Source organism: Pseudomonas mosselii, assembly GCF_005796105.1.
GTDB classification, from domain to species: domain Bacteria; phylum Pseudomonadota; class Gammaproteobacteria; order Pseudomonadales; family Pseudomonadaceae; genus Aquipseudomonas; species Aquipseudomonas mosselii_C.
The window spans coordinates 80706-98450 of sequence record NZ_VAUO01000002.1 but is presented as its reverse complement, the minus strand read 5'-3'; the positions used below and the strand labels follow the sequence as shown (position 1 = coordinate 98450).

The window sequence follows — 17745 nt, the reverse complement described above, 5'->3', positions numbered from 1 at the left end:
CTGAATAGAAAACAGATTTTGCGCAGCTGGAAAGTTTTCAGACCATCTTGTAAAGAAATTTGTACGCTGGTTGCCAGGATTCGCTTCAAAATCCGATTTTTCCGGCACCTGTAAAAGAAACTTTCCAATCGTCGGCTGCCCTAGGCGCTCGCCCCTGGTCCAGGCCCCTTCCCAAATCCCCGCCCAACCGCTGAGATAGCGCCATTGCCACGTGCACAGCCGGGCCGCAGAGCCGGGCGAACAGAACAACAAATGGAGGCGCTATGTACGCCGATCACCTCGCCTTTTCGGGCCTTCACCCCAGGAACGCTGCGCTTTTTCTCAAGGAAACGGTGCAACGCGTTGACGCCTGCGCGTTTGCAGGGGTATACAGTGCGCCGCGTTTTACCTGTGACCCCTTTGCGTACCGCGCACTCTTGCTGACACCCGGCTGATCGGACTGGGCTCCTTGCCCTTGCGTCGATTGCCCGTCCAAGAAATCAAGGTAACCACCTTGCCCATTCCGCTGCGCCACGAGCGCGGTGGGTCCGATTCCGTCACAGATAAAAACAAGCAGGTGACTTCGTTCATGAGTGGACACAACCCTCAGACCGGCGAGCTCAAGCGTGGCTTGAAGAACCGCCATATCCAACTGATCGCCCTTGGTGGCGCCATCGGTACCGGATTGTTCCTCGGCTCGGCCGGGGTGATGAAATCCGCTGGCCCATCGATGATCCTCGGCTATGCCATCTGTGGTTTCATTGCCTTCATGATCATGCGCCAGCTGGGCGAGATGATCGTAGAGGAGCCTGTGGCCGGTTCCTTCAGCCACTTCGCGCACAAGTACTGGGGCGGTTTCGCAGGCTTCCTGTCGGGCTGGAACTGCTGGGTGCTGTACATCCTGGTTGGTATGTCGGAGCTGTCGGCAGTAGGCAAGTACGTGCATTACTGGTGGCCGGAGATCCCGACCTGGGTCACTGCTGCGGGCTTCTTCCTGCTGATCAATGCCATCAACCTGATGAACGTGAAGATCTTCGGTGAAGCCGAGTTCTGGTTCGCCATCATCAAGGTCGTGGCGATCGTGGCCATGATCGGCCTGGGCGCTTGGCTGCTGACTAGCGGCAATGGCGGCCCTGACGCTTCGCTGAGCAACCTGTGGTCCCACGGCGGCTTCTTCCCGCACGGGGTCAGTGGGTTGGTGATGGCCCTGGCGTTCATCATGTTCTCCTTCGGTGGCCTCGAAATGCTCGGTTTCACCGCCGCCGAGGCCGACAAGCCGAAGACTGTGATCCCGAAGGCGATCAACCAGGTCATCTACCGCATCCTGATCTTCTACGTAGGTGCCCTGGTGGTGCTGCTGTCGCTGACCCCGTGGGACAACCTGGTGGCGAGCATCGATGCCTCTGGTGGCAGCTACGGTTCCAGCCCGTTCGTCCAGGTGTTCTCGTTGCTCGGTAGCGACGTTGCCGCCAACTTGCTCAATTTCGTGGTCCTGACCGCCGCATTGTCGGTGTACAACAGCGGCACCTATTGCAACGCGCGCATGCTGCTGGGCATGGCCGAGCAGGGTGACGCTCCCGCGGCCCTGGCCAAGGTCGACAAGCGTGGCGTACCCGTACGCGCGATCCTGGTGTCGGCGGCGGTGACCCTGATCGCTGTGCTGCTCAACTACTGGATGCCGCAGAACGCCCTGGAGCTATTGATGTCGCTGGTGGTCGCGACCTTGGTGATCAACTGGGCGATGATCAGCTACTCGCACCTAAAATTCCGTCAGCACCTCGACCGTACCGGCCAGAAGCCGCTGTTCAAGGCGCTGCTGTACCCCTACGGCAACTACCTGGTGCTGGCGTTCGTGGTGCTGATCCTGGGTATCATGCTGCTGATTCCAGGGATCCAGATTTCGGTCTATGCGATTCCGGTGTGGCTGGTGGTGATGTACGTGGCTCACTTGCTCAAGGGCAAGCGTGGGGCGCAGACACGCGAAGGTAGTGTGGCCAGGTAAGCGACGCGGCTTCGCAAAAGCCCGATGTCAGGTAACTGGCATCGGGCTTTTTGTTGCCTGTGCTGGCCTTTTCGCGGGTAAACCCGTTCCCACAGAACGACGCATAACTTGTTGATTGAGCAGGGACCTTTGGGAGCGGGTTTGGCGCACATCCTGTGGGGCGGCAGCGCAAAGCATGCAAGGATCAAATTTGCTCCAGCAACCACCCACGAAACGCTCGCAACGATGGCAGCGCCTCGTTGCGGGGTGGGTAGATTAGGTAATAGCTGCGCTGGCTGGCGATCGGTGCGCCAGCGCTGACCAGCTCGCCACTGGCCAGCTCTTCCTCCACCAGGATGCGCGGCACAAGGCCGATGCCAATTCCGGCGCGAACTGCCTGGATCAGGTGCGAGGTCAGCTCGAAGCTAGGCCCCAGGCGCATAGCGCGGTGCGGCAGGGCGTGGTGGGAGAACCATTCTCCCCAGGCGTGCGGGTTGTTGGCCACGTTCAGCAACACCTGGCCGCTGATCCGCGTCGGGTCCCATTGGCCGTCGGCAGCACCCTGTGGCGGCAGGATCACTACCAGTTCCTCGGCGTGCAGGCGGTGACAAATGAGTCCGGGCAGGTCGTGGCTGGCCACGCCGATGGCGGCGTCGATCTCGCTGGTATCAAAATTGATCGCTTCGATACGTGAATGAATATGTACGAGCATGCCTGGGTGTGCGCCGTAGAACGCGTGCAGGCGCGGCAGCAGCCACTTGGAGCCGAAGGTCGGCAGGGTGGCCAGGCGCAGGGTGCCGACCCCGGACTGGTAGGCCAGTGCCTGCAACGTGGCGCTGCGGATACGCCCCAGGGCCTCGCTGAGTTCGCGTTGGTACAGGCGGCCGACGTCGGTCAGTTGCACCTGGCGGCCTTCGCGGCGGAACAGGGTCAGCCCCAGTTGCTGCTCCAGTGCCTGTACCTGGCGGCTCACCGCGCTCTGGGTCAGCGAAAGCTCTGCGGCGGCGCGGGTGTAGCTTTCATGCCGGGCGGCCGCTTCGAAGGCCAGCAGCAGCGACATCGATGGGGTCAGGTGGCGGTAATTCATTCATAAAGCTCATCGATAGCGGCAGGAATATCCGTTTGCCCCTGGCGCGAAACTACAGGAACATTGGTGCATACGTCATCCGCTGCGAATCCATTCATGCGCGAATGACAACTAAACGCATCTGTGCAAGCGAGCGAGCCCGCTTTCACAGCCCAGGCCTGACGCCTGAAACCGTGAACCAGCCCATACCAAGAGGCCATCCCCTGATGATCGCCCAGTTGCCGACCCGTGCGCCTGCCGCCAACTATCCTGAATTCCTCGAAGCGCTTAAGAACAGCGGCTTCCGCGGCCAGATCAGCGCCGACTACGGCACCCGCACGGTACTGGCCACCGACAACTCGATCTACCAGCGCCTGCCCCAGGCTGCGGTGTTCCCGCTGGACGCCGACGACGTGGCGCGGGTCGCCACGCTGATGGCCGACCCGCGTTTTCGCGACATCAAGCTGACCCCGCGCGGTGGCGGCACTGGCACCAATGGCCAGTCGCTGACTGATGGCATCGTCGTCGACCTGTCGCGGCACATGAATCGCATCCTCGAGATCAACGTCGAGGAGCGCTGGGTCCGGGTGCAGGCTGGTGTGGTCAAGGATCAGCTCAACGCCGCGCTCAAGCCGCATGGCCTGTTTTTCGCGCCTGAACTGTCCACCTCCAACCGCGCCACCGTCGGCGGCATGATCAACACCGACGCCAGCGGCCAGGGCAGCTGCACCTACGGCAAGACCCGCGACCATGTCCTTGAGCTGAACAGCGTCCTGCTGGGGGGCGAGCGCCTGCACAGCCTGCCGATCGACGACGCCACGCTGGAGCAGGCCTGTGCCGCCCCTGGTCGGGTCGGCGAAGTGTACCGCATGGCCCGCGAGATCCAGCAAACCCAGGCCGAGCTGATCGAAAGCACCTTTCCCAAGCTCAACCGCTGCCTGACCGGTTACGACCTGGCGCACCTGCGCGATGAGCAGGGCCGGTTCAACCTCAATAGCGTGCTGTGCGGCGCCGAGGGCTCGCTGGGCTACGTGGTCGAAGCCAAGCTCAATGTGCTGCCGATCCCAAAATACGCAGTGCTGGTCAACGTGCGCTACACCAGCTTCATGGACGCCCTGCGCGATGCCAATGCGCTCATGGCGCACAAGCCGCTGTCGATCGAGACCGTCGATTCCAAGGTGCTGATGCTGGCGATGAAAGACATCGTTTGGCACAGCGTCGCCGAGTACTTCCCGGCCGACTCCGAGCGGCCGACCTTGGGCATCAATCTGGTGGAGTTCTGCGGCGATGAGCCGGCCGAGGTCAACGCCCGGGTGCAGGCCTTCGTCGAACACTTGCAGGCCGATACCAGCGTCGAGCGCCTGGGTCATACCCTGGCCGAGGGGGCCGAGGCCGTGACCCGGGTGTACGTGATGCGCAAGCGTTCGGTGGGGCTGCTGGGTAACGTCGAGGGCGAAGTACGCCCGCAGCCGTTCGTCGAAGACACTGCCGTGCCGCCGGAACAGTTGGCTGACTACATCGCTGACTTCCGCGCGTTGCTCGATGGCTATGGGCTGGCCTATGGCATGTTCGGCCATGTCGATGCCGGGGTGTTGCACGTACGTCCCGCGCTGGACATGAAGGATCCGGCCCAGGCCGCGCTGGTCAAGCCAATCTCCGATGCGGTGGCGGCACTGACCAAACGTTATGGCGGCCTGCTGTGGGGCGAGCACGGCAAGGGCCTGCGCTCGGAATACGTGCCGGAGTACTTCGGCGAACTGTACCCGGCCTTGCAGCGTCTGAAGGGTGCGTTCGACCCGCACAACCAGCTCAACCCTGGCAAAATCTGCACTCCGCCGGACAGCGCTGAAGGCTTGACCCCGGTCGATGGCGTGACCCTGCGTGGCGACCTCGATCGGACTATCGACGAGCGTGTCTGGCAGGACTTCGGCAGCGCCGTGCACTGCAACGGCAACGGCGCCTGCTACAACTACGACCCCAACGACGCTATGTGCCCGTCGTGGAAGGCCACCCGTGAGCGTCAGCACTCGCCCAAAGGGCGCGCCTCGCTGATTCGCGAATGGCTGCGCTTGCAGGGCGAGGCCAATATCGATGTGTTGGCCGCCGCCCAGCGCAAGGCATCGTGGTTCAAGGGCCTGCCAGCGCGGCTGCGCAACAGCCGGGCCAAACATCAGGGCCAGGCCGATTTCTCCCATGAGGTGTACGACGCCATGGCGGGCTGCCTGGCGTGCAAGTCGTGCGCGGGGCAATGCCCGATCAAGGTCAATGTGCCGGACTTCCGCTCGCGCTTCCTCGAGTTGTACCACGGCCGCTACCAGCGCCCGCTGCGTGACTACCTGATCGGCTCGCTGGAATTCACCATTCCGTACCTGGCCCACGCGCCTGGGCTGTACAACGCGGTGATGGGGTCGAAGTGGGTCAGTCGCTTGCTGGCGGACAAGATCGGCATGCTCGACAGCCCGCTGATCAGCCGCTTCAACTTCCAGTCCACCCTGACCCGCTGCCGGGTCCAGGTGGCCAGCGTGCCGGCCCTGCGCGAACTGACGCCTGCCCAGCGCGAGCGCAGTATCGTGCTGGTGCAGGACGCTTTCACCCGCTACTTCGAGACGCCGTTGCTGGCGGCGTTCATTGAGCTGGCCCATCGCCTAGGCCACAAGGTATTCCTGGCGCCCTACAGCGCCAACGGCAAGCCGCTGCATGTGCAGGGCTTCCTTGGCGCGTTCGCCAAGGCGGCGATCCGCAATGCCACCCAGCTCAAGGCGTTGGCGGACTGTGGTGTGCCTCTGGTGGGCTTGGACCCGGCCATGACCCTGGTGTATCGCCAGGAGTACCAGAAGGTCGATGGCGTGGACTGCCCGCCCGTGCTGCTGCCTCAGGAGTGGCTGATGAATGTGCTGCCTGAGCAGGCTGCGCCTGGCGCGGGCAGCTTCCGTCTGATGGCCCACTGCACCGAGAAAACCAACGTGCCGGCCAGCACCAAGCAGTGGGAGCAGGTGTTCGCGCGCATAGGGCTCAAGCTGGTCACCGAGGCCACTGGTTGCTGCGGCATGTCCGGCACCTATGGGCACGAGGCGCGTAACCAGCAGACCTCGAAGACCATTTTCGAGCAGTCCTGGGCGACCAAGCTGGACAAGGACGGTGAGGCGTTGGCGACCGGCTATTCGTGCCGCAGCCAGGTCAAGCGCATGACCGAGAAACAGTTGCGCCATCCGCTGGAGGTGGTGCTGCAGTACGCGCAGCGCTGAGTGGTCTCAAGCCTGCACCGGCCTCTTCGCGGGTAAACCGGGGCGCCGAACCACCGCTCCCACAGGATTGCGCGAAACCTGAATCCAGCGCTGTACCTGTAGGAGATCACCCAGCCCTTTGGGCTGCGCTGTCGCGCAGAGAACTGATTTCGCAAGCGCTCCGCGTACCCTGTGGGAGCGGGCTTGCCGGAGTGCCGGACCACCGCGAAGCAGGCGACTCGGTGTATGGCACCGGCTTTGCCGGTGTTCGCGGGCAAGCCCGCTCCCACAGGATTGCGCAGGGTCTCAAGCTTGCGCTGTACCTGTGAGAGCGGCGGTTCGGCGCCCCGGTTTACCCGCGAAGAGGCTGGCGCAGATTCGAGCAGATCAGCTGTTCTGGCGCAGTCGCCGTGCCTGCCGGTACAGATACAAACTCAACACCAATCCACACGCCGCCGCCGCTGCTGCAAACAAAAACATCGAAGCGAACCCGAACCCCGCTGCCACCGCGCCCACCAGTGGGCCGGTGATCCCCAACGACAGGTCGATGAACAGCGAGTACGCGCCCACCGCCGCGCCCCGGTTGGCCGCCGACACTTGATTTACCGCCTCGACCCCCAGTGCGGGGAACACCAGCGAGAAGCCGAACCCGCTCAATGCCGCACCGGCCAAGGCCAGGTGCGGGTTGGGCGCCAACCACAGCATCAGCAGCCCCAGCGTCTCCACCGACAGGCAGGCGATGGCCACGCGAAAGCCGCCAATACGGTTGATCAGGTTGCCGAACATCAGCCGCGCGCAAATGAAGCTAGCGCCGAACAGGCTCAGGGTCAGAGCTGCGTTCGGCCAGTTGCGACTGGTGTAGTACAGGGTGATGAATGTGGCGATTGTACCGAAGCCGATCGAGCCCAGGGCCAGCCCCGACCCATGTGGGAAGACTTTGCCCAATACCCGCAGGAACGGCAGACGCACGCCAGCCACCACCGGGGCGGCGCGCTTGGGCCAGGCCAGCAACACCCCCAGCACGCCGAGCAGGATGATGCTCACGCCCATGCTCCACATCCCGAGGTTCTTGACCATCAGTACGCCCAGCGGCGCGCCGATGGCCAGTGCGCCGTAGCTGGCAATGCCGTTCCAAGAGATGACCTTGGCGGTATTGTTCGCGCCAACCCGGCCAATGCCCCAGCCGATCGAGCCCGAGCCCACCAAGCTTTCAGCGCTGCCTAGCACCAGGCGACCGATCAGCAGGCACGCAAGGCTCAGCCAAGGCCAGGCCGTGAGGAAGTTGCAGGCCAGCATGAATACGCCGCTCAGGCCGCAGCCGGCCAAACCCCACATGACCGCCTTTTTGCTGCCGAGGTTGTCGATGATGCGGCTGGCGGTCGGGCGGCTGAGCAGGGTGGCGAGGTACTGCACACTGATCACCAGGCCCGCGATTACGGCGCTGAAGCCCAGTTGGTTGTGTACATAGCCTGGCAGGACGGCGAGGGGAATGCCGATGTTCAGGTAGCCGATGAAGGTGAACAGAACGATGGAGACGACTTGCAGGGTGACCGCAAGGGGGCGCGGTGAATCGGGCATGGGGGCCTTCGGTGGGCAGAGGGTCTGGACGGTGTGAAAACGCGATGACGGGGAGGTTCCCACAAGCCAGCCGTTTTCACACTGTCGATGGGCGCGGTTAGTCCTGGTCGGCGCTGGATTGATCGTCGCTGCCAGGTTCGACGGCAGGCGTCGGTTCGGCGTGGGCAGCAACGGATTGCTCTTCGGGGTTCAGGCTTGGGAAGGGAAGATTCGGGATTTCATGCATCTCGTCGTTCCTCGCAAGTGTGAGTGAGAAGGCTGCGCTTGGCGCGTGAGGGCTTCGAAAAGCTGGGGCAGGATACCGCAGTGCGGATGACAGTTTGAAAATTTTCCGGCACGTCTGTCGGTTTTGCGTGCGGATATCGGACGGGGAGGAGGTCGTGAGTGTATTGATAGTCTGGGCGCAAGCAAGGCACTTGCGGGTACCGCGAGCACCGGCGAAGCCGGTGCCATCCACGTGGTACGGACCTATTTGCGGCCTTCTGCGCCTTTCGCCACCTCATCGGTGCGTGCGCACATGATGAAGTCGTTGCGGTGCAGGCCCTTGATCGAGTGGCTCCACCAGGTAACGGTGACCTTGCCCCATTCGGTCAGCAAGCCTGGATGATGGCCTTCGGCCTCGGCGATGTCGCCGACGGCGTTGGTGAAGGCCAGGGCGTGCTTGAAGTTCTTGAACAGGAACACACGCTCAAGCTCCATGTGGCCGTCGCGTACTTCGATGCTCCAGTCCGGGATCTCGCGGATCAGCTCCGCCAGCTCTTCATCGGTAACCTTCGGCGCGTCGGCGCGGCAGGCTTCGCAGTGGGCTTGGTTCAAGGCATTCATGGTGATTTTCCGGTTTGAATTGTTATCGACAAGGGCGGCTCACGCCGCCGCCTTCGGGGGAAACTTCGGGGCGTGTAGCCCCAACTGCATGGCCTGTTGGACCATGCCTGCGATGTCCTCGTGAGCCAGGTCGAACAGGCGCTTGAGGTTGGGTAGCACGAAGTACACAGGCTGCAGGATATCGATACGGTATGGCGTGCGCATGGCCTCGATGGGGTCGAAGGCCTGGTACTCAGGCTCGCCGGACAGGCTGTAGACCGTCTCCTTGGGCGAGGAAAGGATGCCGCCGCCATAGATCTTGCGGCCCTGGGCGGTGTCCATCAGGCCAAATTCGATGGTCATCCAGTACAAGCGTGCCAGGAACACGCGCTGTTCCTTGCTCGCGGCCAGGCCAAGCTTGCCGTAGGTGTGGGTGAATTCGGCGAAGAATGGGTTGGTCAGCAGCGGGCAGTGGCCGAAGATCTCGTGGAAGATGTCGGGCTCTTGCAGGTAGTCCAGCTCCTGCGGTGTGCGGATGAAGGTGGCCACCGGGAAGCGCTTGCTGGCCAGCAGCTCGAAGAACGTCTGGAACGGGATCAGCGCCGGCACCCGGGCGACCTGCCACCCGGTCGTGGCGCCCAGCACTTTGTTGATCTCGCCCAACTGCGGGATGCGCTCATGTGGCAGCTTGAGCTGCTCGATGCCGTCGAGATATTCCTGGCACGCCCGGCCTTCGATGACCTTCATCTGACGGGTGATCAGGGTGTTCCATACCCTATGCTCTTGCTCGGGGTAGTCGATAAAGCCGTGCGCATCGGGCTCGCGTGCCACGTAGTGCGTCTGTTTCATGTGGCTCTCCAGGTGAGGGCTTCTTGTTATGAGTGGAACATGCCCTAGAAATATCCCGGCCAGAGCAGCTTTGCAGGGGGGAGAGGCTGAGGTAAACGGCGGCGCGATCGCTGTTTTTGTAACGTTTATTTTACAAAAATCGCGATGTCGCGGAAAATCGGGTGCCTGAGGCTGGCTGTCGTGGGGTTTTTGTCAGCTTATCTTTACGACTTTTCTGCGTGACGAAGCGAAACTTCCCGCGCTCCTGGGGTTTTCCATGCGTATCAAAGTGCATTGCCAGAACCGCATCGGCATTCTGCGCGACATCCTCAACCTGTTGGTCGAGTACGGTATCAACGTGCTGCGTGGCGAAGTCGGCGGCGACCATGGCAATGCCATCTACCTGCATTGCCCGAACTTGATCAACTTGCAGTTCCAGGCGCTGCGGCCGAAGTTCGAGTCCATCGCCGGGGTGTTCGGGGTCAAGCGGGTCGGGCTGATGCCCAGTGAGCGGCGGCACATGGAGCTCAACGCGTTGTTGGGGGCGCTGGATTTCCCGGTGCTGTCGGTCGATATGGGGGGCAGTATCGTCGCCGCCAACCGGACGGCTGCGCAGTTGCTCGGGGTGCGCGTGGATGAGGTGCCGGGGTTGCCGCTGTCACGCTATGTCGAGGATTTTGACCTGCCAGAGTTGGTGCGGGCTAACCAGTCGCGCATCAATGGGCTGCGCATCAAGGTCAAGGGCGATGTGTTCCTGGCCGACATTGCTCCGCTGCAATCGGAGCACGATGACAGCGAGGCATTGGCAGGCGCGGTACTGACCCTGCACCGCGCCGACCGTATTGGCGAGCGCATCTATAACGTACGCAAGCAGGAACTGCGGGGCTTTGACAGTATCTTTCAAAGCTCGCGGGTCATGGCCGCGGTGGTGCGCGAGGCGCGGCGCATGGCGCCGCTGGACGCGCCGCTGTTGATCGAGGGCGAAACGGGTACTGGCAAGGAACTGCTGGCGCGTGCCTGTCACCTGGCCAGCCCGCGTGGCCAGGCGCCGTTGATGGCCCTCAATTGCGCGGGCTTGCCCGAGTCGATGGCCGAAACCGAGCTGTTCGGCTACGGCCCAGGTGCCTTCGAGGGGGCACGGGCCGAGGGCAAGCTCGGGTTGCTGGAGCTGACTGCCGGGGGCACCTTGTTCCTCGATGGGGTTGGCGAGATGAGCCCTCGCTTGCAGGTGAAATTGCTGCGTTTTCTCCAGGATGGATGCTTCAGGCGGGTCGGCAGCGACGAGGAGGTGTACCTGGATGTGCGGGTGATTTGCGCGACCCAGGTCGACCTGTCCGAATTGTGCGCGCGCGGCGAGTTCCGCCAGGACCTGTATCACCGTTTAAACGTGCTGTCGTTGCACATTCCGCCGTTGCGTGAGTGCATGGATGGGCTGGATGGGCTGGTACAGCACTTCCTCGACCAAGCCAGTCGGCAGATCGGTTGTGCAATGCCGCGCTTGTTACCCACGGCGATGGACAAGTTGGCGCACTATCATTGGCCAGGCAATGTACGGCAATTGGAAAATGTATTATTCCAGGCCGTTTCATTATGCGAAGGCGGCGTGGTGAAGGCGGAGCATATTCGTCTGCCAGATTATGGTGCACGTCAGCCGTTGGGTGAATTTTCCCTGGAGGGCGATCTTGCGCAGATTGTCGGGCGCTTTGAAAAAGCGGTGTTGGAACGTTTGCTGAATGACTTTCCAAGTAGTCGGGCGCTGGGCAAAAGATTAGGTGTTTCACACACGACGATTGCCAATAAGTTACGTGATTATGCCGTGGGCAAGTCGGCGCAGTGAAATAGAAAGTTCACGTGTCGAGCGGATCTCAAGGGCCGGCCTGCGGCCACATGATTGTCGTGGTGCAGGCCGGTCTGGCGATGGGGTTGGGCGAATCAACCGTTGGAGCAACCGTTACCCATGACGCGGTATTCGAGAATGTGCTTCTGGCCCTTGGAGTCCTCGTAGGTCATGCGCGCGGGCACCACTTCGCAGACATTCGGAACTTCGCTCATGGAAATGACGCGGGCGATATCCAAGTGCTGCGCGTAACTGTACTGTTCGACCGGAATCTGCTCGGCATCTTTTGCCTCGCCGGCCATTGCCGCGCCGCAAAGACTGCCAAGTACCAATACCAGTAAAGCTTTCATTTTCAATTTACCTGTCTAAGGTCGTAAGGGGGCACGCGGCGCTTGTGGCGCCGCGAGTACAACGAGTTTCAATGTTCTGAATGAACTGCCGATTAACTTGCCTGCGTGGGGGTGTTAGCGGAAGTTAATCGCATTGCCGTTGCTGGCGAGATGAATTTTAGGGGCGCTGGCGCGCCTGAAACAGAGCGGGTTTTGATAAAGACTGTTGGCGGAATCTGTAACAATCACCGCTCGACAGTAAAGCGGTCTTTGTGGAAGTGGCTGTATGCCATGACCTAGAGCGGTCGTTCCATTTTCCTGGGGGTGCAGTCGGTCGTGTTACTACCAACGTCGAATGGCCTATGACGCTCTGGTACAGTTACAAACGGTCCCATACAAAAACAACTATTACACCGAGGTAACACAGATGAGTGCGGCTCCACTGTATCCCGTTCGTCCCGAGGTTGCGGCCAGTACCCTGACCGACGAGGCCACCTACAAGGCCATGTACCAGCAATCGGTGATCAACCCGGACGGATTCTGGCGCGAGCAAGCCCAGCGTCTGGACTGGATCAAGCCTTTCACCAAGGTCAAGCAGACCTCGTTCGACGACCATCATGTCGATATCAAGTGGTTCGCCGATGGCACTCTGAACGTTTCCTCAAACTGCCTGGATCGTCACCTCGAAACGCGCGGCGACCAGTTGGCGATCATCTGGGAAGGCGATGACCCTTCCGAGCACCGCAACATCACCTACCGCGAACTTCACGAGCAGGTCTGCAAGTTCGCCAACGCCTTGCGTGGCCAGGACGTGCACCGTGGCGATGTGGTGACCATCTACATGCCAATGATCCCTGAGGCCGTCGTCGCCATGCTGGCGTGCGCCCGTATTGGCGCGATCCACTCGGTCGTGTTCGGTGGTTTTTCTCCCGAGGCCCTGGCTGGGCGCATCATCGACTGCAAATCCAAGGTGGTGATCACCGCCGACGAAGGGGTGCGCGGTGGTCGCCGCACGCCGCTCAAGGCCAATGTCGACCTGGCCCTGACCAACCCTGAAACCAATAGCGTGCAGAAGATCATCGTGTGCAAGCGCACCGGTGGCGACATCGCCTGGCACCAGCATCGCGACATCTGGTACGAAGACCTGATGAAGGTCGCCTCCAGCCACTGCGCGCCGAAGGAAATGGGGGCCGAAGAAGCGCTGTTTATCCTTTACACTTCCGGTTCCACCGGCAAGCCCAAGGGGGTGTTGCACACCACTGGCGGTTATCTGGTGTATGCCGCACTGACCCATGAGCGGGTCTTCGACTATCGCCCGGGCGAGGTGTACTGGTGCACCGCGGATGTGGGTTGGGTCACCGGCCACAGCTATATCGTGTATGGCCCGCTGGCCAATGGTGCGACCACCTTGCTGTTCGAAGGCGTGCCTAACTACCCGGACATCACTCGTGTGTCGAAGATCATCGACAAACACAAGGTCAACATCCTCTACACCGCCCCCACCGCCATTCGCGCCATGATGGCTGAAGGCCAGGCTGCGGTGGCCGGTGCCGACGGTTCCAGCCTGCGTCTGCTGGGTTCGGTAGGTGAGCCGATCAACCCGGAAGCCTGGAACTGGTACAACAAGGCCGTGGGCAAGGAGCGTTGCCCGATCGTCGATACCTGGTGGCAGACTGAAACCGGCGGCATCCTGATCAGCCCGCTGCCGGGTGCCACGGCGCTCAAGCCTGGCTCAGCCACGCGTCCGTTCTTCGGCGTGGTGCCGGCACTGGTGGACAACCTGGGTAACCTGATCGATGGCGCCGCGGAAGGCAACTTGGTGATCCTCGACTCCTGGCCGGGCCAGTCGCGTTCGCTGTACGGCGACCACGACCGCTTCGTCGATACCTACTTCAAGACCTTCCGCGGCATGTACTTCACCGGTGACGGTGCGCGTCGCGACGAAGACGGCTACTACTGGATCACAGGCCGGGTGGACGATGTGCTCAACGTCTCGGGCCACCGTATGGGGACCGCCGAGATCGAAAGCGCCATGGTCGCCCACTCGAAAGTCGCCGAGGCGGCGGTGGTGGGCGTGCCGCACGACATCAAGGGGCAGGGTATCTATGTGTACGTCACCCTCAATGCAGGCGAAGAGCCGAGTGAGCAGCTGCGCCTGGAACTGAAGAACTGGGTGCGCAAGGAAATCGGCCCGATTGCCTCGCCGGACGTGATCCAGTGGGCCCCGGGATTGCCGAAGACGCGTTCGGGCAAGATCATGCGACGTATCCTGCGCAAGATCGCCACCGGCGAATACGACGCACTGGGTGATATCTCCACGTTGGCTGATCCGGGTGTGGTGCAGCACCTGATCGACACCCACAAGGCCATGAGCCTGGCGTCGGCTTGATCGAGGTAAGCCGTGTCGGTGGCGTGCGAGCGGCGTTAGGGCCAGATCTGCCCTGACAGACATCGCACCGGCTATGTGAAGCCGCCTAATGAAAACCCCGCCGGGCAACCGGCGGGGTTTTTGCTTTACTCAAGGGAGGAGGGAACTGTTACTCCGACATTCATCGGTAACTGATGTTGTCGGAGCTTTCGCACAATGCTGGGGCTTGTGGAAACACTCATGCGCCAAACCGGGGCGTTTTCGTCGTCTTTTTACCTGAGGTGACACGCTGGACTTGCCGGAATTCAAGGGTTTGCGAATAATGGGCCCGCTTATTGCTTTGGATAAAGGTTATTTTCCTTTTGCTCTTGCATAATTTGCAAGGGCTGTCAACATCGCCCGCCGCGGTTTCAGGCGCTTCTATAACTAGTTGTCGCTTTGAAGAAATATCGACTAAAGGGCTGTCGTTAGAATGCCACTCACTCGCTCGTGGTCTGCGACCTTGGTCGAAACCTGCGCGGCTCGCGTTGTACCCATTCGCATAGCGGGCAGCCGTTACAACTGCCTCGTATTGCCCCGTACCGATGGAGTTACCTGATGAAGAAGCTCGCACTGTTTGGCGCCCTGGCGCTTTCCATGTTTTCCCTGGTATCGCAGGCCGATGAAAAGCCGTTGAAGATCGGTATCGAGGCTGCTTACCCACCCTTCGCCTTCAAGCAGCCTGATGGCAGTATTGCTGGGTTCGACTACGACATCGGCAACGCCCTGTGCGAAGAGATGAAAGCCAAGTGCACCTGGGTCGAACAGGAGTTCGACGGCCTGATCCCGGCGCTGAAAGTGCGCAAGATCGACGCGATCCTGTCGTCGATGTCGATCACCGAAGACCGCAAGAAATCCGTCGATTTCACCAAGCGCTACTACCTCACCCCAGCGCGCCTGGTCATGAAGGAAGGCGCTGTGGTCAGCGATAGCCTCGATGAGCTCAAGGGCAAGAAGATTGGCGTACAGCGCGGCTCGATCCATGACCGCTTCGCCAAGGAAGTGCTGGCCCCCAAAGGCGCTACTGTCGTGCCGTATGGCACGCAGAACGAAATCTACCTGGATGTCGCTGCCGGTCGCCTGGACGGCACCGTGGCTGATGCGACCCTGCTCGAAGACGGTTTCCTGAAAACCGATGCCGGCAAAGGCTTCGCCTTCGTCGGTCCGGCGTTCACCGACGTGAAATACTTCGGCGACGGTGTGGGTATCGCTGTGCGCAAGGGCGACAAGGCTAACGCCGAGCGTATCAACGCCGCGATCGACGCCATCCGCGCTAACGGCAAATACCAGGCAATCGAGAAGAAGTACTTCAACTTCGATATCTACGGTCCGGAATCCAAGTAAGCCGTCGAGTCTCACCTGTGCAATGGTGCAAACAGCAGGATCGCTGAGGTTTGCACCATTTTTTCATTCCCAAGCCCTGAGGAATTCCAATCATGTTGAAAGGCTATGGGGCAGTCATCCTCGACGGGGCGTGGCTGACGCTGCAGCTCGCCCTGTCGTCGATGGCCCTGGCCATCGTCCTCGGCCTGATCGGCGTGGCGCTGCGTTTGTCGCCGGTGCGTTGGCTGGCCTGGCTGGGGGATCTGTACTCCACGGTGATCCGTGGCATCCCGGACCTGGTACTGATCCTGCTGATCTTCTACGGTGGCCAGGACATCATCAACCGGGTCGCGCCGCTGGTTGGCTATGACGACTACATCGACCTGAACCCGATGGCGGCCGGTATCGGTACGTTGGGCTTCATTTTCGGTGCCTATCTTTCGGAAACCTTCCGTGGCGCCTTCCTGGGGATTCCCAAGGGCCAGGCCGAGGCCGGTGCGGCGTATGGCATGAGCGGGGTGCAGGTGTTCTTCCGAATCATGGTGCCGCAGATGATCCGTCTGGCGATTCCAGGTTTCACCAACAACTGGCTGGTACTGACCAAGGCCACGGCTCTGATTTCGGTGGTGGGCCTGCAAGATATGATGTTCAAGGCCAAGCAGGCTGCCGACGCCACCCGCGAACCCTTCACCTTCTTCCTGGCGGTGGCTGCGTTGTACCTGGTGCTCACCAGTGTCTCGCTGCTGGCGCTGAAGTACCTCGAGAAGCGCTACTCGGTTGGCGTCAAGGTGGCTGAGCTATGATTTTCGACTACAACGTGATCTGGGAGGCCATGCCGCTGTACGTGGGCGGCCTGCTGACCACCCTCAAATTGCTGGCGCTGTCGCTGTTCTTTGGCCTGCTGGCGGCGATTCCGCTGGGCTTGATGCGAGTGTCGAAACAGCCGCTGGTGAATATGAGCGCCTGGCTCTACACCTACGTGATCCGTGGCACGCCGATGCTGGTGCAATTGTTCCTGATCTACTACGGCCTGGCTCAGTTCGAGGCGGTGCGCGAGAGCGTCCTGTGGCCGTGGCTGTCCAGTGCGACCTTCTGCGCTTGCCTTGCGTTCGCCATCAATACCAGTGCCTACACCGCCGAGATCATCGCCGGCAGCCTCAAGGCCACGCCGCACGGTGAGATCGAGGCGGCCAAGGCGATTGGCATGTCGCGCATGAAGATGTACCGCCGCATCCTGCTGCCCTCGGCGCTGCGCCGTGCGCTGCCGCAGTACAGCAACGAGGTGATCATGATGTTGCAGACCACCAGCCTGGCGTCGATCGTCACCCTGATCGATATCACCGGTGCCGCACGCACGGTCAATGCCCAGTACTACCTGCCTTTCGAGGCCTACATCACGGCAGGCGTGTTCTACCTGTGCCTGACCTTCATCCTCGTACGCCTGTTCAAGATGGCCGAACGCCGCTGGCTCGGCTACCTGGCGCCGCGCAAGCACTGACCGCTCTGTGAGAACCGACAGCATGTACAAACTTCAAATCCAGGACCTGCACAAGCGCTACGGCAGCCACGAGGTCCTCAAGGGCGTCTCCCTCGAGGCCAAGGCGGGCGATGTGATCAGCATCATCGGCTCCAGCGGCTCGGGCAAGTCCACCTTCCTGCGCTGCATCAACCTGCTCGAGCAGCCCCACGGCGGCAAGATCCTGCTCAATAACGAAGAACTCAAACTGGTGGCTGGCAAGGATGGCGCGCTCAGGGCTGCCGACCCGAAGCAGCTGCAGCGCATGCGTTCGCGCCTGTCGATGGTGTTCCAGCACTTCAACCTGTGGTCGCACATGACGGCCCTTGAGAACATCATCGAGGCACCGGTTCACGTGCTGGGCGTGAACAAGAAAGAGGCCCTGGAAAAGGCTGAACACTACCTGGCCAAGGTGGGTGTGGCCCATCGCAAGGACGCTTTCCCGGGGCATATGTCGGGGGGCGAGCAGCAGCGCGTGGCAATCGCCCGCGCCTTGGCCATGGAGCCTGAGGTGATGCTGTTCGATGAACCCACCTCGGCGCTCGACCCGGAGCTGGTAGGCGATGTGCTCAAGGTGATGCAGTCGCTGGCCCAGGAGGGTCGCACCATGGTCGTGGTTACCCATGAGATGGGCTTTGCCCGCGAGGTTTCCAACCAGCTGGTGTTCCTGCACAAAGGGTTGGTGGAGGAGCGTGGCTGCCCGCGCGAAGTGCTGGTCAATCCGCAGTCGGAGCGGCTCAAGCAGTTCCTCTCGGGCAGCCTGAAGTAAAGCTGCACTTTTGCACCAGAATGGGGCATGCTGCGTGGTGCACGTAGCCTGCTTCCTGCGCCACAGGCGCGCACCACCTTCTTTCAGGTTTCGGACCACGCCCT

The 17745-nt window shown here is 61.4% G+C and carries 14 protein-coding genes; 8 read left to right on the top strand and 6 right to left on the bottom strand.

The features are described 5' to 3' along the window. Positions 1 to 568: 568 nt before the first annotated feature. Positions 569 to 1981, top strand: coding sequence for an amino acid permease (locus tag FEM01_RS05380; protein WP_138218263.1), 1413 nt, complete (start codon positions 569 to 571; stop codon positions 1979 to 1981). A 184-nt stretch (positions 1982 to 2165) separates the two neighbouring features. Here FEM01_RS05380 and FEM01_RS05375 read toward each other — a convergent pair whose 3' ends face one another. Further along, entirely contained in the window at positions 2166 to 3047 is an 882-nt protein-coding gene (locus tag FEM01_RS05375; RefSeq protein WP_138218262.1) for a LysR substrate-binding domain-containing protein, read from the bottom strand. Positions 3048 to 3253: 206 nt separating this feature from the next. On the opposite strand from FEM01_RS05375, the gene ydiJ reads away from it, so the two are divergent. Continuing rightward, positions 3254 to 6271, top strand: a complete 3018-nt coding sequence (ydiJ, locus tag FEM01_RS05370; RefSeq protein WP_138218261.1) for a D-2-hydroxyglutarate dehydrogenase YdiJ — start codon at positions 3254 to 3256, stop codon at positions 6269 to 6271. Positions 6272 to 6637: 366 nt separating this feature from the next. Here the strand turns inward: ydiJ and FEM01_RS05360 are convergent, their stop codons facing one another. The 4 genes from FEM01_RS05360 to phhA form a co-directional block, all read right to left on the bottom strand. Continuing rightward, on the bottom strand, positions 6638 to 7828 hold the full coding sequence (locus FEM01_RS05360; RefSeq protein ID WP_138218260.1) for an MFS transporter: 1191 nt from the start codon (positions 7826 to 7828) through the stop codon (positions 6638 to 6640). A 97-nt stretch (positions 7829 to 7925) separates the two neighbouring features. Beyond that, a complete protein-coding gene (locus tag FEM01_RS24485) occupies positions 7926 to 8054 on the bottom strand; it encodes a hypothetical protein (RefSeq protein ID WP_276610515.1) in 129 nt (42 codons plus the stop codon). Between the two features lie 242 nt (positions 8055 to 8296). Further along, complete coding sequence (locus FEM01_RS05355; protein WP_138218259.1) at positions 8297 to 8653, bottom strand: 4a-hydroxytetrahydrobiopterin dehydratase; 357 nt, start codon at positions 8651 to 8653, stop codon at positions 8297 to 8299. Positions 8654 to 8692: 39 nt separating this feature from the next. Continuing rightward, the gene (gene phhA, locus FEM01_RS05350) at positions 8693 to 9481 is read right to left on the bottom strand and encodes a phenylalanine 4-monooxygenase (RefSeq protein WP_138218258.1); all 789 of its coding nucleotides are present in this window, start codon (positions 9479 to 9481) and stop codon (positions 8693 to 8695) included. Between the two features lie 256 nt (positions 9482 to 9737). On the opposite strand from phhA, the gene FEM01_RS05345 reads away from it, so the two are divergent. Next, on the top strand, positions 9738 to 11297 hold the full coding sequence (locus FEM01_RS05345) for a sigma-54-dependent transcriptional regulator (RefSeq protein ID WP_138218257.1): 1560 nt from the start codon (positions 9738 to 9740) through the stop codon (positions 11295 to 11297). 95 nt (positions 11298 to 11392) lie between these two features. On the opposite strand, the gene FEM01_RS05340 is transcribed toward FEM01_RS05345, so the two are convergent. After that, a complete protein-coding gene (locus FEM01_RS05340; RefSeq protein ID WP_138218256.1) occupies positions 11393 to 11647 on the bottom strand; it encodes a DUF2790 domain-containing protein in 255 nt (84 codons plus the stop codon). A gap of 406 nt (positions 11648 to 12053) precedes the next feature. Between FEM01_RS05340 and acs the strand changes: the two genes are divergently transcribed. From acs to FEM01_RS05315, 5 genes are all read left to right on the top strand, one after another. Further along, a complete protein-coding gene (gene acs / locus FEM01_RS05335) occupies positions 12054 to 14015 on the top strand; it encodes an acetate--CoA ligase (protein ID WP_138218255.1) in 1962 nt (653 codons plus the stop codon). Positions 14016 to 14591: 576 nt separating this feature from the next. Beyond that, positions 14592 to 15377, top strand: a complete 786-nt coding sequence (locus tag FEM01_RS05330; RefSeq protein WP_138218254.1) for an ABC transporter substrate-binding protein — start codon at positions 14592 to 14594, stop codon at positions 15375 to 15377. Positions 15378 to 15469: 92 nt separating this feature from the next. Then, complete coding sequence (locus FEM01_RS05325; RefSeq protein WP_138218253.1) at positions 15470 to 16159, top strand: ABC transporter permease; 690 nt, start codon at positions 15470 to 15472, stop codon at positions 16157 to 16159. Beyond that, positions 16156 to 16854 (top strand): ABC transporter permease, encoded by a 699-nt coding sequence (locus FEM01_RS05320; protein ID WP_138218252.1) that lies wholly within the window; start codon positions 16156 to 16158, stop codon positions 16852 to 16854. The genes FEM01_RS05325 and FEM01_RS05320 overlap by 4 nt, the downstream gene beginning before the upstream one ends. 22 nt (positions 16855 to 16876) lie before the next feature. Further along, entirely contained in the window at positions 16877 to 17641 is a 765-nt protein-coding gene (locus tag FEM01_RS05315) for an ABC transporter ATP-binding protein (protein ID WP_138218251.1), read from the top strand. The last annotated feature ends 104 nt before the right edge of the window (positions 17642 to 17745 follow it).

Excerpts from the sequence above, each read along its gene's own strand:
- FEM01_RS05380 (WP_138218263.1), top strand. The coding sequence starts at position 569 with ATGAGTGGACACAACCCTCAGACCGGCGAGCTCAAGCGTGGCTTGAAG.
- FEM01_RS05375 (WP_138218262.1), bottom strand. The coding sequence starts at position 3,047 with ATGAATTACCGCCACCTGACCCCATCGATGTCGCTGCTGCTGGCCTTC.
- ydiJ (WP_138218261.1), top strand. The coding sequence starts at position 3,254 with ATGATCGCCCAGTTGCCGACCCGTGCGCCTGCCGCCAACTATCCTGAA.
- FEM01_RS05360 (WP_138218260.1), bottom strand. The coding sequence starts at position 7,828 with ATGCCCGATTCACCGCGCCCCCTTGCGGTCACCCTGCAAGTCGTCTCC.
- FEM01_RS24485 (WP_276610515.1), bottom strand. The coding sequence starts at position 8,054 with ATGCATGAAATCCCGAATCTTCCCTTCCCAAGCCTGAACCCCGAAGAG.
- FEM01_RS05355 (WP_138218259.1), bottom strand. The coding sequence starts at position 8,653 with ATGAATGCCTTGAACCAAGCCCACTGCGAAGCCTGCCGCGCCGACGCG.
- phhA (WP_138218258.1), bottom strand. The coding sequence starts at position 9,481 with ATGAAACAGACGCACTACGTGGCACGCGAGCCCGATGCGCACGGCTTT.
- FEM01_RS05345 (WP_138218257.1), top strand. The coding sequence starts at position 9,738 with ATGCGTATCAAAGTGCATTGCCAGAACCGCATCGGCATTCTGCGCGAC.
- FEM01_RS05340 (WP_138218256.1), bottom strand. The coding sequence starts at position 11,647 with ATGAAAGCTTTACTGGTATTGGTACTTGGCAGTCTTTGCGGCGCGGCA.
- acs (WP_138218255.1), top strand. The coding sequence starts at position 12,054 with ATGAGTGCGGCTCCACTGTATCCCGTTCGTCCCGAGGTTGCGGCCAGT.
- FEM01_RS05330 (WP_138218254.1), top strand. The coding sequence starts at position 14,592 with ATGAAGAAGCTCGCACTGTTTGGCGCCCTGGCGCTTTCCATGTTTTCC.
- FEM01_RS05325 (WP_138218253.1), top strand. The coding sequence starts at position 15,470 with ATGTTGAAAGGCTATGGGGCAGTCATCCTCGACGGGGCGTGGCTGACG.
- FEM01_RS05320 (WP_138218252.1), top strand. The coding sequence starts at position 16,156 with ATGATTTTCGACTACAACGTGATCTGGGAGGCCATGCCGCTGTACGTG.
- FEM01_RS05315 (WP_138218251.1), top strand. The coding sequence starts at position 16,877 with ATGTACAAACTTCAAATCCAGGACCTGCACAAGCGCTACGGCAGCCAC.